Origin of the sequence: Serinicoccus sp. CUA-874 (genome assembly GCF_001942225.1) — a bacterium.
In the GTDB taxonomy this organism is placed as follows: Bacteria; Actinomycetota; Actinomycetes; order Actinomycetales; family Dermatophilaceae; genus Ornithinicoccus; species Ornithinicoccus marinus.
The window spans coordinates 125,594-139,256 of record NZ_MKJZ01000035.1 but is presented as its reverse complement, the minus strand read 5'-3'; the positions used below and the strand labels follow the sequence as shown (position 1 = coordinate 139,256).

The following is a 13,663-nucleotide window of genomic DNA, read 5'->3' as shown; positions in this document are numbered from 1 at the left end:
CCCGTGCAGGCGGACGCCCTCCCGCCTGCACCGGCGGCAGGCGCGGCCTACGGTGGGCAGATGCATACTCTCCGCGACGGCATCCCGGTCCCCCACGTCGGCTTCGGCACCTATCCCCTGCGTGGCGAGGAGGGGATCGAGGCGATGGTCTCGGCGCTCGAGGTGGGCTACCGCTACCTCGACACGGCGGTCAACTACGAGAACGAGCCGGAGGTGGGTGAGGCGCTGCGCCGCAGCGGTCTGCCCCGCGAGGACGTGCTCGTGGCGACGAAGATCCCCGGCCGGGCGCACCGGCGCGACGCGGCGATCACCAGCGTGGAGGAGTCGCTGGAGCGGCTGGGCCTGGAGCAGGTCGACGTCGCCCTCGTCCACTGGCCCAACCCCTCGCAGGGCCACTACGTCGAGGCCGTCGAGGCCCTGATCGAGTGCCGCGACCGGGGCCTGGTGCGGTATGTCGGCACCAGCAACTACACCGAGTCCCACCTGCGCGAGGTGCTGGCGGCGACCGGCGAGGCGCCGGTCCTCAACCAGGTCGAGTGCCACCCGCTCTTCCCGCAGCAGGAGATGCTCCGCGTCCACGAGGAGCTGGGCGTGCTCACCCAGGCCTGGAGCCCGCTCGGCAAGCGTGAGGCGCAGTACGACGCCGCGCCGGTGACCGAGGCCGCCGAGCGGGCCGGGGTCTCTCCCGCCCAGGTCATCCTGCGCTGGCACCTGGAGCGGGGCGTCATGCCGCTGCCGAAGTCCGGGACGAGGAGCCGCCAGGAGTCCAACCTGGACGTCCTGGGCTTCGAGCTCGTGCCGGAAGAGGTCGAGGCCATCACGGCGCTCGGTCGCCCGGACGGCCGCCTCTTCGACGGCGACCCGGAGACGCACGAGGAGATGTAACACCCGTCCACAGGGTCGGCCCGGGCCTCCCGCCGTCCACAGATCTCGGCGGTCCTCTCCCCCGCCGCCCTGCCGCGGCCCAGGGTGGTGGCATGGCGACGACGACGGCGGCACCGGCCAACGAGGTGCACCTCGCGGGGAGAGTCAGCGGTGGGCCGACGGAGCGTGAGCTGCCCAGCGGTGACGTGCTGGTGCAGTTGCGCGTGGTGGTCCCGCGACCGGCAGCACGCGGCCGCGGCGCCGCGGGGTCCCGGCAGCGCGTGGACACGATCGATGTGACCTGCTGGAGTGCCCGCTCGCGCCGGGCGGCGCTGCGGCTGGCCGACGGCGCGGGGGTCGAGGTCACCGGCGCGCTGCGTCGACGCTTCTTCCGGACCGGCGCCGGCGCCGCGTCCCGGTACGACGTCGAGGCCACCTCGGTCCGCGAGGTGTCGCTGGAGTGACCCGTGTCGGGCGGGCCGGCCTGACCGTGTCGGGGCCGTCGCCCACCCGGCGTCAGCAGAGCCGGCGCAGCCCGGGCACCAGCCGCAGCAGCACCAGCAGCCAGACCCGGCCGCGCAGGAAGTCGCCGGAGCCCCGGAAGCGGGCCGGGTCGAGCACGAGCGCCCCGGACAGCATGACGAAGACCGGCACCACCCACAGCAGCGGCAGGTCGAGCGCCTGTGCGACCCACCCGTCGCCCGCGCCCACCCCCGGTGGGTCCTGGGTCGCGGGCAGCCGCCGCCCGCCCCGCGTAGCCTGGGCACCATGTCAGCCGAGCACCTGCCCGCCCGGACCCACGAGGCCGGGCCCTCCCGTCTGGTGGCCTACGACCACGGGGCGCACCTGGCCACCTGGGAGCTGGCCGGGGCGCCGGTCGTGTGGTGCAGCGAGCAGGCCGTCCTCGACGGCAGCAAGGCGATCCGCGGCGGCGTCCCGGTGTGCTTCCCCTGGTTCGCCGACGGGCCCGCCGGGGACCTGTCCCCCGCCCACGGTGTCCTGCGCACCGCCACCTGGCACCTCGACACCGCGACCGGCGACGAGGTCTGGGCCTGGACGATCACGGACCAGGACGTCGTGGGGAGCCCCGGCGCCGAGCACGTCGCCGGTCCGTTCCGGGTGAGGTATGCCGTCGCGCTCGGGCAGGAGGACGACGCGCCCGCCCTCGACCTGCGCCTCACGGTGCACAACCCTGGCGCGGCGCCGCTCCCGGTGGAGTTCGCGCTCCACACCTATCTCGGTGTCGCCGACGCGACGACGGCCACGGTGCACGGCCTTTCCGGCGCGGAGGCCCTCGACAAGGTCACCGGGCGTCGCGGCCGGGTCGAGGGCGCCGTCGGGTTCGAGGGCGAGACCGACCTCGTCGTCGACTCCCCCGGCTCGCCGGCGGTCGAGGTCCGGGACGGCACCCGCGCGCTGCGCGTGCGCTCTCACGGAGCCACGCAGACCGTCGTGTGGAATCCCGGGGCGGAGAAGGCCGCCGCCATGAGCGACCTCGGCACGCAGGAGTGGCGCGAGTTCGTCTGCGTCGAGACCGCCGCCACCGCGGGCTTGGGCCTGACCCTCGACCCGGGCGCGACGCATACCCTGGGGTGCACGATCGCCGTCCACCCCGCGAGCTGACCCCGGAGGCCCGAGCGCATGCAGGAGAACGCCACCGGCGACGACGCCCCGTCGCTCGACGAGGGGCACGGCCTGGCGGGCGACGAGACGCCCCCGGGCGAGGTGCCGCCCGCCGATCCTGCCCGGCGCGACGAGGACGCCAGCGCGGGGTCCTCTCCGACCCAGCCGGAGGCGGCCCGACCGGAGGTCGACCGCGGCGCGCTGATCCTGCAGGGCCTGCGGGGTGCCGCGGCCTGGTCCTGGCGGTTCCTGCTCGTCGTCGCGGCCGTCGTGGTCATCCTCTACGCCCTCGGGCGCGTGTGGGTGGGTGTGCTGCCCATCATCCTGGCCCTCATCGTCAGCTCGGTCCTCTGGCCGCCGGTGCGCTGGCTGCGCCGGCACCGGTGGCCCGGCGGCCTCGCGGCGGCGGCCGTGCTCCTCGCGGCGCTGGGGATCTTCAGCGGCATCCTCGCCGCGATCGCCCCCGGCATCACCGGACAGGTGCGCCAGGTGGCCACCAACGTCGCGACCGGCGCCGACCTGGTGCTCTCCTGGCTGTCCGGGCCACCGGTCAACCTGCAGAGCGACCAGCTCGACACCTACGTGGCCCGGGCCACCGACTGGCTGCAGTCTCGCGCCAGCGTGCTGGCCGAGGGCGCGCTGTCCACCCTCACGGCGGTCGGCTCGATCATGGTCACGACGATCCTCGTCCTGGTGCTCACCTTCTTCTTCCTCAAGGACGGGCACGGCTTCCTGCCCTGGATGCGCAAGACGGTGGGGCGCAGCGCCGGGCTCTACCTGACCGAGGCGCTGGCCCGGGTCTGGGTGACCCTCGGCGGGTTCCTGCGCGCCCAGGCCGTGGTCGCGGCGGTGGACGCCCTCTTCATCGGCCTGGGGCTGGTGCTCTTCGGTGTGCCGCTGGCCTTCGCCCTGGCGGTCATCACCTTCTTCCTGTCCTTCATCCCCATCGTGGGCGCCTTCGTGGCCGGGGGCCTGGCCGTCCTGGTCGCCCTGGTGTCCAACGGCTGGGTCACCGCGCTGTGGGTGGTCCTCATCGTCATCGCCGTGCAGCAGGCGGAGAGCACGTTCGTGGCGCCGATGATGCACAGCAAGGTCATGTCGATGCACCCGGTGATCGTGCTGCTCGGGGTGGCGGCCGGCGGCACCCTGTGGGGTGTCCTCGGCGCCTTCCTGGCGGTCCCGGTCCTGGCCAGCGTGCTGACGCTGGTGCGCTTCGGCAGCGAGCACCTCGACCTGCGCACCGGTCAGCTGCACGCCGACGAGCTGCGCAACGTGACGCCCCAGGGGCGCAAGGCCGCCGCGCTGGCCGAGAGCGCGGCACCCCTCTTCGCACTCCGCGCGCGGCAGGCATACCTGCAGGCGGAGGACGAGCGCGGTGCCGCCCAGGTGGCCATGCTGGGGCGCACCGGTGAGCTCGCCGCCTCGCTGCGCGACCGGATCCTGTCCCCCATCCTGCGCCGCGACCGCGACCAGCACGCCGCCGACGACCAGGAGATCAGGCCGCCGACCTGACGCAGGACACCCCCGGCCCGAGGGGGCCAGGGGTGTCGTGCGTGCGGCGGGCCGCTCAGGGCCCGTGGTGGGTCACCGAGAGGCGTCCTTCCAGGCGTCCTTGACGTTCTCGCCCGCCTGCTTGACGTTGGCGCTCGTCTGACCGGCCTTGCCCTCGGTCTCCATCCGCTCGTTGTCGGTGGCGTCGCCGAAGGCCTCCTTGGCCTTGCCCTTGGCCTCCTCGGCCGTGTTCGAGATCTTGTCGCCGATTCCCATACCGGCTCCTTTCGTCGTGGACAACGACCTCACTCTTGCCCCGGGTATGCCCGACCGCAAGCCGAAGAGGCACGTCGCGCCTCCCCCAGGCCCGGGCCCGGGTCGCTAGCGTGGGCGCCATGACCTCTCCCCCGGTGCCGCGGGCCGACCCGGCGGCCGAGCGCACCCGGGCCCACCAACGAGCGTTCGGGTGGTACGACTGGGCCAACTCGGCCTATGTCACCACCACCGGCACGGTGCTCATCGCCCCCTACCTCACCGCGCTGGCGCGGGCCGACGCCTGCCCCGACCTCGCGGAGGGGCAGCGGTGCGAGCAGATGCTGTCCGTGCTCGGGATCCCGGTGGCCGTCGGGGCCGTGGCGCCCTACACCATCACCGTCGCGACCCTCGTCTCCGCCGTGGTCCTGCTCTTCGTCGGGGCGATCGCCGACCGCCACCCACGCCCGACCCGGCTGCTCGGCGGGCTCGCCTGGGTCGGCGCGGCCGCGGCCGCGTCCATGTTCTTCCTGCAGGGGAGCAACTGGCAGCTCGGCGTGCTGCTCATCGTCGTGGCGAACCTCTGCCTGGGCGCCTCGACCGTCGTCTACGACGCGCTGCTCGTCCGCGTCGCCGCGCCGGACGACCGCGACCGCGTCTCCTCCCGGGCCTGGGCCCTGGGCTACCTCGGTGGCGGCATCCTGCTCGCCCTCAACCTCGGTCTCATGCAGGCGCACGAGGCGCTGGGGATCTCCTACACCATGGCCGTGCGTCTCAACCTGCTCTCGGCCGGGCTGTGGTGGGGGTTGTTCACCCTCATCCCGGTGATCGGCCTGCGCCGCATCCGCGGCACCACCGCCGCCCCGGTGGAGCGCTCCGCGGGCGTCCTGGGCGGCACGCTCACCCAGCTCCGGGACACCTTCGGGGACCTGCGGGGCTACCCGCACACGCTGCTGTTCCTGCTCGCCTACCTGTTCTTCAACGACGGCATCCAGACCGTCATCTCCTCGGCCAGCCTCTACGGCAGCGAGGCGCTGGGCTTCGACACCAGCCAGCTCATCATCACCATCCTGCTGGTGCAGTTCGTCGCCTTCGGGGGAGCCCTCGTGTTCGGCGCGATCGCCTCGCGCCTGGGCGCCAAGCGCACCATCCTCGGCGGGCTGGTGATGTGGACGTTGGTCGTGGCCTTCGCCTACTTCGTGCCGACCGGTGCCTTCACGATCTGGCTGGTCTGCGCTGTCTTCATCGGCACGGTCATGGGCGGGACCCAGGCGTTGTCCCGGTCGCTCTACACCCAGCTCGTGCCGGCCGGCAAGGAGTCGGAGTACTTCAGCTTCTACCAGGCGATGGAGCGCGGGACGAGCTGGTTCGGCACCCTCGCCTTCGGCCTGACCTACCAGCTCACCGGGTCCTACCGGCCGGCGATCCTGGTGACCATCGCCTTCTTCGTGCTCGGCGGTCTCGTCCTCACCCGGGTGAACATGCGGCGCGGCATCGAGATGGCCGGCAACGAGCAGCCACGCATCGTCTAGATCGGGCCTTTCGCCCGCCCCCCAGGACGACGAACGGGGCGCGGCACGCTCCTCGCGTGCCACGCCCCGTCCGGTCAGTCGTTCTGGTGCGACGAGCGGTGGGCCTCAGGCCGTGCGCTTGCGCCGCGGCTTCTCCCCGCGCATCTCGCGCAGCAGCCCGAGGCGCTCCTCGAGCAGCTCCTCCAGCTCGGGGATGGAGCGGCGCTCCAGCAGCATGTCCCAGTGGGTGCGCTGCGGCTTGGTCGCCTTGAGCTCCGGCTCCGGGCCGTTCTCGAGCTTGGCGTCCAGCCCACACCGGCACTCCCAGATCGGGGGGATCTCGGCCTCGACGGAGAACGGCAGCTCGCTGACGTGCCCGTCCGGGCAGACGTAGCGGCTGATCTCACGGTCGCTGAAGGAGACGCCCTCGTCGCTCTCGAAGGACAGCCAGCTCAGGTTGGTGCCGCGAAGGGACCTCTCTGCCATGTGTGTTCCACTCCCATCGTGTCGTGATCGACACGCGTGCTCGGTCGGTCTGCTCTGGCCGGGGCGGCCCGGCAGGCGCGCGGTGTCTAGGCGTGTCAACGACTTCTGCTCGCCCTGTGTTCCCCACAACGCGCGCTCGCGCTCCGGTATACGGTGCGGCGTCGCCGTGCGGCCCGACTGATCAGTGTAGCGCCGATGCGGTTGACGGGGCCAGTCGGTGAACCGTCACCGATCGATCTGCGGGGGGCGCTCCCCCCGCCAGGGCGGCGGCTGCTCGTCGATGATCTCGCCGTCGATGACGGTGCCCGAGCCCGGTGCCCGCCGCGCCTGGCCGGGCCCCCGGGTCGGCGTTCCCCCGACGGTCGCCAGGGCCCGGCTGGCGACGACCGCCTGCAGCAGCCGGCGCGCCAGCGGCCGGGTGAACGGCAGGATGAGGATGAGGGCGAGGATGTCGCTGACGAATCCGGGCAGGAGCAGCAGGAACCCGCCCACGGTCAGCAGGATCGCATCGGTGACCTGGTCGGCGGGCATCCGTCCCGAGCTCAGCGCCTGCTGCAACTCCCGGTAGGTCCGGCCGCTCTCCCGGCGCGCCAGCCAGGTGCCTGCCACCGCGACCAGGATGATCAGCCCGAGGGTCCACCACAGGCCGATCGCGCGGCCCACCATGACGAGCACGGCGATCTCGATCACCGGGAGCAGCACGAGCGCCAGCAGGACCCAGCGCAGCACGGGTCGGCGTCGAGCCTGCGGTCGTCCGGACATCGCGCTCACGTGGCCTCCTCCAGGTGGTGCCATCGAGAACGGTCGCGGCGGGCCAGGTGTTCCCGGACCTGGCGGGCGCGGCGCTCCCAGGCCCAGCCGCCGACCCTCACCACCGCCTCACGCACGATGGCGTCGGTCATCTTGGAGGCTCCCTCCACGCGCTCGACGAAGGCGATCGGCACCTCACGCACCTCGAGGCCCGCGTCGACGGCGCGCAGGGTGAGGTCGACCTGGAAGCAGTAGCCCTGCGAGGCCACGGGTGTCGCGAGCAAGGACGTGAGCCGGGGCAGGCGGTAGACGCGGAAACCGGCGGTGGCGTCCCGCACGGGGATGCCGAGGGACAGCCGCACGTAGGTGTTGGCGCCGACCGACAGCCCCCTGCGGTGCAGCGGCCAGCGGTGGACCGAGCCGCCGGGCACCCAGCGGGACCCGATCACGAGGTCGGCTCCCCCGTCGTCCTGGGCGGCTGCGAGGAGCGCGGGGAGCTGCTCGGGCTGGTGCGAGCCGTCGGCGTCCATCTCGACGACCGCGTCGTAGCCGCGCCCCGCAGCCCAGTCGAAGCCCGCGAGGTAGGCCGGTCCCAGGCCCTCCTTCGCTCGGCGGTGGAGCACGTGGATCTGCGGGTCCGTGGCGGCCAGGTCCTCCGCGAGGGCACCGGTGCCGTCCGGGCTGGCGTCGTCGATGACGAGCACCTCAGCGAGGGGTACCGCGGACCGCAGCCGGGCCACGACACCGGGGAGGGAGGCGCGCTCCTGGTAGGTCGGGATGCAGACGCAGACACGGCGCAGCGGGCCACGGGAGGTCACCGGGGCAGCCTAGTCAGCCGACCGCCGCCGGACCACCAGGCCGAGCAGGGCGGCGACCACGACGAGTGCCGCTGCCGGGACCACCCAGGGGCCGGTCGTCAGGGCCGACGTCGGTGTCGAGCGCAGCGGCAGCTCACCCTCGAGCAGGGCCTGGCTGAACAGCGTCGTCTCCTCCTCGACCCGGCCGTCGGGGTGGATCAGCCCCGAGATGCCGACGTTGCTGATGTGGACGACCGAGCGGCCGTACTCGACCGCCCGGACCCGGGAGGTCGCGATGTGCTGGGCAGCCTCGTCACCCTCACCGAACCAGGCGTTGCTGGTGGGCACCACGAGCAGCTCGGCTCCCCCGGCGACGGCGTCGCGGACCGCGGCGTCCACGACGACCTCGAAGCAGATCCCCAGACCCAGGCGCACCTGACGTCCGTCGGGCAGCGCGACGTCCATGACCCCGGGCTCGGTGCCGGGCTCCCAGTCGGGGATCCGGTCGACCCACTCCGACAGGTGCCGCATCACCGGGCGCAGCGGCATCCGCTCCCCGAAGGGCGCGAGGTAGATCTTCTGGTAGGTGTCGTCCACGCCCTGCCCCGGTTGCAGCTCGAGGACCATGTTGCGCGGGGCATCACCGGTGCCGTAGCTCGTCGCGCCCAGGACGACCGGTGCGTCGAGGGCCTCGACGCCCGGCATCATGCGGGCGACCGCCTCCGCGCCGCCGTCCGGGGCAAAGGGGTCCAGGTCGCTGGCTCCCTCGGGCCACAGGACCAGGTCCGGTGCCGGTGCGGCACCGTCGGCCACGTCGGTGGCGAGCCCCTCGGTCATGCTCGTGTAACGCTGGAGCATCGTGCCGCGCTCGGCGCTCAGCGTCCGGGTGAAGTCCGGTGGCAGGTCCCCCTGGACCGCGGCGACCTGCACCGGCTCGCCGCCGGTCGGCCGGGGCAGCGCGGCCGGCGCGAGGACCAGACCCGTGGCGAGCAGGGCCAGCCCCAGCGCGCGAGCGCGCCGTGGCTGTGGACGGTGGGCCAGGTGCTGCAGCGCGAGCGCCAGGAGTCCGCCGACGAGCGCCACGACGAACCCCAGGCCCGCCACCGACAACAGCGCCGCGACCCCGAGCATCGGGCTGTCGGCCTGGCTGAAGCCCAGCCTCGCCCACGGGAAGCCGCCGAAGGGGGTGACCGACCGGGCATACTCCATGAGCACCCAGGCGGCCGCCCCGACGACCGGGCGCACGCGACCACCACGCTGGAGCAGCGCCAGGAGCCCGCCCAGGGCGGCGGGATAGAGCGCGGAGGCCACGCTCATGGCGAGCCACGGCGCGGCACCGGCGTAGGTGCTGGCCCACACGAACATCGGGGTGTACCACGCGAGGCCGAGCAGCAGCCCCGCGACGAGCCCCACCCGGATGCCGGCGCCCGCGGTGGCGAGGGCGAGGACCGCGCAGCCGACGACCGCGAGCGGCCAGATGTCGTGGCTGGGGAAGGCGAGGTAGAGCGCACCTCCGCCGAGCGCTGCGAGCAGGAGTCGGAGAGGCCAGCGCACGCGTCCAGCGTACGGCCGGGTCCGGACATAGCCGGACCCCGGCACCTTTGGGGCCGGTCCGTGCGCGGCTGGCGGCCCGCACGGTCCCGTTGTCTACTCGGTGCTCGGGGTCCTGGCTCCCCCGTCGGGCGCCATCACGCCCCAGGGACGCGTACGAACGTAAAGGTCTGCCGATGCTCTGTCAACACACCGCTGACCTGCGACGATGCGCAACAGAGCAGGTCAGCCACCGGGTCGCACAGCTGGACAGGGAGCCGACTTTCAGCCCTCCTCGCGTGTCGGCGAACGACACGCCGACGGGGCGCGGTGGGCAGGGTGGGCAGCACCCAGCGAGCCGGATCTCGCCGCGCTCACACGCAGATCATCCGGTCACAAAGCGATAGCGCAAGAAACTATCCTGCAAACACGTGCATCCACCGGAAATAATCCGTAGCATGCTCGGTATGAGCGCACAGATCGAGCAGCCCTACGTCTACCGACGCCGCGAGCTGGTGGAACCCGACTGGACCCGCTTCCCCGGGTGGAAGGACGTCACCGCCGAGCAGTGGGCCGACGTGCAGTGGCAGCGGGTCAACTGCGTGAAGAACATCGGCCAGCTGCGCACCGTGATGGGCGACCTGCTGACCGACGACTTCTACGCCGACCTGGAGCAGGACCAGACGCAGCGGGCCACGATGTCGATGCTGCTGCCGCCGCAGATGCTCAACACCATGGTCAGCGAGATCACCTGGGCCGACGGGCGGATGCCTGCTGCCGGGACCGAGTTCACTCAGGCCTTCCTCGCCGACCCGGTGCGCCGCTACATGCTCCCAGTCTTCTCCGACCGGCGCACCGACTGGTCGAGCCACCCCTACGCCACGCGCGACAGCCTGCACGAGCACGACATGTGGGTCGCCGAGGGGCTCACCCACCGCTACCCCACCAAGGTGCTGGCGGAGATGCTGCCGACCTGCCCGCAGTACTGCGGGCACTGCACCCGGATGGACCTCGTCGGCAACTCCACCCCCACGATCACCAAGCTCAAGCTCGCGGGCAAGCCGGTGGACCGGCACACCGCGATCCTGGACTACCTGCGCGCCACCCCCGGCGTGCGCGACGTGGTGGTGTCCGGCGGCGACGTCGCCAACATGCCCTGGAAGAACCTCGAGGCCTGGCTGGACCAGCTGCTCGAGATCGAGAACATCCGGGACGTGCGCCTGGCCACGAAGGCCCTCATGGGTATGCCGCAGCACTGGCTCGCGCCGGACACCGTCGAGGGCGTGTCCCGCGTCGCCGGGAAGGCCCGCGAGCGCGGGGTCGGCCTGGCGATCCACACCCACATCAACGCCGCGCAGTCCGTCACCCCGCTCGTCGCCGAGGCGAGCAGGGCGATGCTCGAGGCCGGCATCCGCGACGTCCGCAACCAGGGGGTGCTGATGCGCGGGGTCAACGACACCTCTGCGCAGCTGCTCGACCTCTGCTTCGCGATGGCGGACGAGGCCATGATCACGCCCTACTACTTCTACATGTGCGACATGATCCCGTTCAGCGAGCACTGGCGGGTCTCGCTCGCCCACGCCCAGCACCTGCAGCACTCGTTGCTCGGCTACCTGCCCGGCTTCGCGACCCCGCGCATCGTGTGCGACGTGCCCTTCGTGGGCAAGCGCTGGGTGCACCAGGTCGACACCTACGACACCGAGCGCGGCATCTCCTACTGGCGCAAGAACTACCGCACCTCGATTGAGGGCGAGGACGTCGACGTCACGAGCGCGGAGTACGTCTACTACGACCCGATCGACACCCTGCCCGTCAGCGGGCAGGACTGGTGGCGGCAGCAGGCGGCGGAGGTGCACGGGACCGACGAGGCCGGTCAGCAGGAGAAGGCCGTCGCCGCGGCCGCGGCCTCCCGCCAGGCCTCGGTCGACCAGCTCGTCTGAGCACCCGCCCTACCCTGCGGCGATGGCGCGGACGAGGAGCTCGGGCGGGACCCCGGCGACGGTGGCCCTGGACCGGGCGGGCATCAGGTATGCGGTCCGTGCCTACGAGCACGACCCCGCGGCGGCGTCCTACGGGACCGAGGCGGCGAAGGCCCTCGGGGTGGCGCAGGCCAGGGTGTTCAAGACGTTGCTCGTGCAGGGTGAGCGCGAGCTCGCCGTGGGCATCGTCCCGGTGGACGGACAGCTCGATCTCAAGGCGATGGCGGCCGCGCTCGGGCTCAAGCGGGTCGCCATGGCGGACGTGGCCACCGCGGAGCGGGTCACCGGATACGTGGTCGGAGGGATCAGCCCCATCGGGCAGAAGCGATCCCTCGAGACGGTGCTGGACGAGTCCGCGCAGCAGCGCGACACGATCCTCGTGAGCGGAGGACGCCGCGGTCTGGACCTGGAGCTGGCACCCGCCGACCTCCTCGCCGTGACCCGCGGGACCATCGCCGGCATCGCGCGACGGTCGTAGGCCACCACACGCGACGCCCGGTGGGGTCGGGGGCAACCACAGGCGACGCCCGGTGGGGTGGGTCAGGTCAACTCGGGGGTGTGCACCGGCAGGCTGCCGAGGCGGTCCTCCCACGGGGTGGACAGCACGATGGTGGTGTTGGTCGAGCAGGAGCCCTGCTGCCGGATGCGGCCGAGCAGCTCCTCCAGGTCCTGCGGCCGGGGCACCCGGATGAGCAGCACGTAGTTCTCGTCGCCGGCGACCGACCAGCAGGCGACGATCTCCTCGATGTGCGCCAGCCGCTCCGGGATGTCGTCGTCGTCCGAGGGGTCGAAGGGCGTCACCGACATGAGCGCCGTCAGCGGCAGCCCGACCGAGGCGTAGTCGACGACCGCCCGGTAGCCGGTGATGATCCCCCGCTCCTCGAGCCGCTTGACCCGCTGGTGCACCGCGGACGTCGACAGCCCGACCTGACGCCCGAGGTCGGCGAAGCTGATGCGCCCGTCCTGCGCGAGGACAGTGACGATGTGGCGGTCCAGCGGCTCCATGCCGGTCAGCCTAGTTGTGGGTGCTCCGGATGGTCGGCAGCCACCTCGTGCGCGGCGTCGGTGGCGTCCCGACCGCCCGTCGGGAGCAGCAGCAGAAGCGCGCCCACGAGGGCGCCCAGGGCCAGGGTCGGGAGCGCGAGACGCAGCACCGCCGCGTAGTCGGGCCCAGGGGGACGGGTCAGCGGGTTCTCCCCCTCCGCGGTGTCCCAGAGCGGCCCGAAGAGCACCCAGGCGCTGACGCCGAGGCCCACGACCAGCAGGACGAGGGCGAGGCGGCGAGGCATACCTCACGCTACCCCGGGCCACTAGGGTGAGCGCCATGACCGCACCTGCCGACGATCGTGCCGTCGCCCCGCCGCAGCTGCTGTTGCTCGACACGGCCTCGCTCTACTTCCGCGCCTACTTCGGCGTCAAGGACCTGCGCGAGGCGCCCGACGGCACGCCGACCAACGCGGTCCGCGGGCTCGTGGACATGATCGCCACGCTGGTCGGACGCTTCTCCCCCACCCACCTCGTCTGCTGCTGGGACAACGACTGGCGACCGGCCTTCCGGGTCGAGGCGATCCCGTCCTACAAGGCTCACCGTCTGGTCGAGGGGCCGGAGGGCCGCGAGGACAAGGAGGAGGCTCCACCTGAGCTGGAGGTCCAGGTCCCGATCATCCGGCGGGTGCTGGACGCCGTCGCATCCCGATCCTCGGTGCGGACGGCTACGAGGCGGACGACGTCATCGGCACCCTCACCGCGCGCCACCGCCGGCGGATCCCCGTCGGTGTGGTCACCGGCGACCGCGACCTGTTCCAGCTGGTCGACGACGAGGCGGGGGTGACGGTGATCTACACCGCCAAGCAAGGTGTCCGGGACGCCGAGGAGATCCACCAGGCCGACCTGATGTCCCGGTATGCCGTCCCCACCGGACAGGCCTACGCCGAGATGTCGATGCTGCGCGGGGACACCTCGGACGGGCTGCCCGGGGTGAAGGGCATCGGGGAGAAGACCGCTGCGGCGCTCATCGAGCAGTACGGCACGCTCGCCGCCCTGCGCGCGGCGGTCGATAGCGGTGATCCGGCGATCAAGGGCGCCCGGCGCACCAACCTGGAGGCGGGCGCCGACTATCTCGACGTCGCCCCGAAGGTCGTGCTCGTCGCTCAGGAGGCCCCGGTGCCCGACGTGCTGCTGACCCTGCCGCGGGAGATCGCCGACCCGGGCACCCTGCAGCAGCTCGTCGAGACCTACGACCTCGGCAGCCCGGTCGGCCGGCTCATGGCCGCGCTCGAGGTGAGCCCCTAGCGCCCACCCCACAGGCCACCCACAGGTCGCGCTCCTACGGTGGCGGCATGACCACGACGCAGGCTCCGCAGGCCGGTCCGGCCACGAG

General features: G+C 72.6%; 15 protein-coding genes and 1 pseudogene. 8 read left to right on the top strand and 8 right to left on the bottom strand.

From position 1 onward, the window contains the following. The first annotated feature begins 60 nt into the window (after positions 1–60). Entirely contained in the window at positions 61–885 is an 825-nt protein-coding gene (locus BJF80_RS12935; RefSeq protein WP_075814366.1) for an aldo/keto reductase, read from the top strand. A 92-nt stretch (positions 886–977) separates the two neighbouring features. Continuing rightward, positions 978–1,328: a single-stranded DNA-binding protein gene (locus BJF80_RS12930; protein WP_075814200.1), complete on the top strand. Its 351-nt coding sequence runs from the start codon at positions 978–980 to the stop codon at positions 1,326–1,328. 52 nt (positions 1,329–1,380) lie between these two features. Here BJF80_RS12930 and BJF80_RS12925 read toward each other — a convergent pair whose 3' ends face one another. After that, positions 1,381–1,575: a hypothetical protein gene (locus BJF80_RS12925; RefSeq protein ID WP_075814198.1), complete on the bottom strand. Its 195-nt coding sequence runs from the start codon at positions 1,573–1,575 to the stop codon at positions 1,381–1,383. 57 nt (positions 1,576–1,632) lie between these two features. Between BJF80_RS12925 and BJF80_RS12920 the strand changes: the two genes are divergently transcribed. Together BJF80_RS12920 and BJF80_RS12915 are read left to right on the top strand one after the other, a co-directional pair. Continuing rightward, complete coding sequence (locus BJF80_RS12920) at positions 1,633–2,487, top strand: D-hexose-6-phosphate mutarotase (RefSeq protein WP_075814196.1); 855 nt, start codon at positions 1,633–1,635, stop codon at positions 2,485–2,487. 18 nt (positions 2,488–2,505) lie between these two features. Further along, a complete protein-coding gene (locus BJF80_RS12915) occupies positions 2,506–3,999 on the top strand; it encodes an AI-2E family transporter (protein ID WP_083673668.1) in 1,494 nt (497 codons plus the stop codon). A gap of 72 nt (positions 4,000–4,071) precedes the next feature. On the opposite strand, the gene BJF80_RS12910 is transcribed toward BJF80_RS12915, so the two are convergent. Then, a complete protein-coding gene (locus BJF80_RS12910) occupies positions 4,072–4,254 on the bottom strand; it encodes a CsbD family protein (RefSeq protein ID WP_075814194.1) in 183 nt (60 codons plus the stop codon). A 119-nt stretch (positions 4,255–4,373) separates the two neighbouring features. Here BJF80_RS12910 and BJF80_RS12905 point away from each other — a divergent pair, with 119 nt between their 5' ends. Next, the gene (locus BJF80_RS12905; RefSeq protein WP_075814364.1) at positions 4,374–5,762 is read left to right on the top strand and encodes an MFS transporter; all 1,389 of its coding nucleotides are present in this window, start codon (positions 4,374–4,376) and stop codon (positions 5,760–5,762) included. Positions 5,763–5,867: 105 nt separating this feature from the next. Here the strand turns inward: BJF80_RS12905 and BJF80_RS12900 are convergent, their stop codons facing one another. From BJF80_RS12900 to lnt, 4 genes are all read right to left on the bottom strand, one after another. Beyond that, complete coding sequence (locus BJF80_RS12900) at positions 5,868–6,227, bottom strand: RNA polymerase-binding protein RbpA (RefSeq protein WP_022923946.1); 360 nt, start codon at positions 6,225–6,227, stop codon at positions 5,868–5,870. A gap of 225 nt (positions 6,228–6,452) precedes the next feature. Next, on the bottom strand, positions 6,453–6,989 hold the full coding sequence (locus tag BJF80_RS12895; protein ID WP_075814362.1) for an FxsA family protein: 537 nt from the start codon (positions 6,987–6,989) through the stop codon (positions 6,453–6,455). A gap of 5 nt (positions 6,990–6,994) precedes the next feature. Beyond that, entirely contained in the window at positions 6,995–7,795 is an 801-nt protein-coding gene (locus BJF80_RS12890; RefSeq protein ID WP_022923948.1) for a polyprenol monophosphomannose synthase, read from the bottom strand. Positions 7,796–7,804: 9 nt separating this feature from the next. After that, on the bottom strand, positions 7,805–9,328 hold the full coding sequence (gene lnt / locus BJF80_RS12885) for an apolipoprotein N-acyltransferase (RefSeq protein ID WP_083673667.1): 1,524 nt from the start codon (positions 9,326–9,328) through the stop codon (positions 7,805–7,807). Positions 9,329–9,771: 443 nt separating this feature from the next. Here lnt and BJF80_RS12880 point away from each other — a divergent pair, with 443 nt between their 5' ends. Both BJF80_RS12880 and ybaK read left to right on the top strand, forming a co-directional pair. Continuing rightward, positions 9,772–11,244, top strand: coding sequence for a KamA family radical SAM protein (locus BJF80_RS12880; protein ID WP_075814190.1), 1,473 nt, complete (start codon positions 9,772–9,774; stop codon positions 11,242–11,244). Between the two features lie 22 nt (positions 11,245–11,266). Beyond that, positions 11,267–11,761 (top strand): Cys-tRNA(Pro) deacylase, encoded by a 495-nt coding sequence (gene ybaK, locus BJF80_RS12875; RefSeq protein ID WP_075814188.1) that lies wholly within the window; start codon positions 11,267–11,269, stop codon positions 11,759–11,761. Between the two features lie 62 nt (positions 11,762–11,823). On the opposite strand, the gene BJF80_RS12870 is transcribed toward ybaK, so the two are convergent. Together BJF80_RS12870 and BJF80_RS12865 are read right to left on the bottom strand one after the other, a co-directional pair. Then, complete coding sequence (locus tag BJF80_RS12870) at positions 11,824–12,288, bottom strand: Lrp/AsnC family transcriptional regulator (RefSeq protein WP_075814186.1); 465 nt, start codon at positions 12,286–12,288, stop codon at positions 11,824–11,826. A gap of 5 nt (positions 12,289–12,293) precedes the next feature. Beyond that, positions 12,294–12,572, bottom strand: a complete 279-nt coding sequence (locus tag BJF80_RS12865) for a hypothetical protein (protein ID WP_075814184.1) — start codon at positions 12,570–12,572, stop codon at positions 12,294–12,296. Positions 12,573–12,607: 35 nt separating this feature from the next. On the opposite strand from BJF80_RS12865, the pseudogene BJF80_RS12860 reads away from it, so the two are divergent. Next, positions 12,608–13,575: pseudogene (locus BJF80_RS12860) on the top strand (5'-3' exonuclease). Positions 13,576–13,663: the final 88 nt, after the last annotated feature.

What these genes read in the sequence shown, in the direction of transcription:
- BJF80_RS12935 (WP_075814366.1), top strand. Translation starts at nt 61, where the DNA reads ATGCATACTCTCCGCGACGGCATCCCGGTCCCCCACGTCGGCTTCGGC.
- BJF80_RS12930 (WP_075814200.1), top strand. Translation starts at nt 978, where the DNA reads ATGGCGACGACGACGGCGGCACCGGCCAACGAGGTGCACCTCGCGGGG.
- BJF80_RS12920 (WP_075814196.1), top strand. Translation starts at nt 1,633, where the DNA reads ATGTCAGCCGAGCACCTGCCCGCCCGGACCCACGAGGCCGGGCCCTCC.
- BJF80_RS12915 (WP_083673668.1), top strand. Translation starts at nt 2,506, where the DNA reads ATGCAGGAGAACGCCACCGGCGACGACGCCCCGTCGCTCGACGAGGGG.
- BJF80_RS12910 (WP_075814194.1), bottom strand. Translation starts at nt 4,254, where the DNA reads ATGGGAATCGGCGACAAGATCTCGAACACGGCCGAGGAGGCCAAGGGC.
- BJF80_RS12905 (WP_075814364.1), top strand. Translation starts at nt 4,374, where the DNA reads ATGACCTCTCCCCCGGTGCCGCGGGCCGACCCGGCGGCCGAGCGCACC.
- BJF80_RS12900 (WP_022923946.1), bottom strand. Translation starts at nt 6,227, where the DNA reads ATGGCAGAGAGGTCCCTTCGCGGCACCAACCTGAGCTGGCTGTCCTTC.
- BJF80_RS12895 (WP_075814362.1), bottom strand. Translation starts at nt 6,989, where the DNA reads ATGTCCGGACGACCGCAGGCTCGACGCCGACCCGTGCTGCGCTGGGTC.
- BJF80_RS12880 (WP_075814190.1), top strand. Translation starts at nt 9,772, where the DNA reads ATGAGCGCACAGATCGAGCAGCCCTACGTCTACCGACGCCGCGAGCTG.
- ybaK (WP_075814188.1), top strand. Translation starts at nt 11,267, where the DNA reads ATGGCGCGGACGAGGAGCTCGGGCGGGACCCCGGCGACGGTGGCCCTG.
- BJF80_RS12870 (WP_075814186.1), bottom strand. Translation starts at nt 12,288, where the DNA reads ATGGAGCCGCTGGACCGCCACATCGTCACTGTCCTCGCGCAGGACGGG.
- BJF80_RS12865 (WP_075814184.1), bottom strand. Translation starts at nt 12,572, where the DNA reads ATGCCTCGCCGCCTCGCCCTCGTCCTGCTGGTCGTGGGCCTCGGCGTC.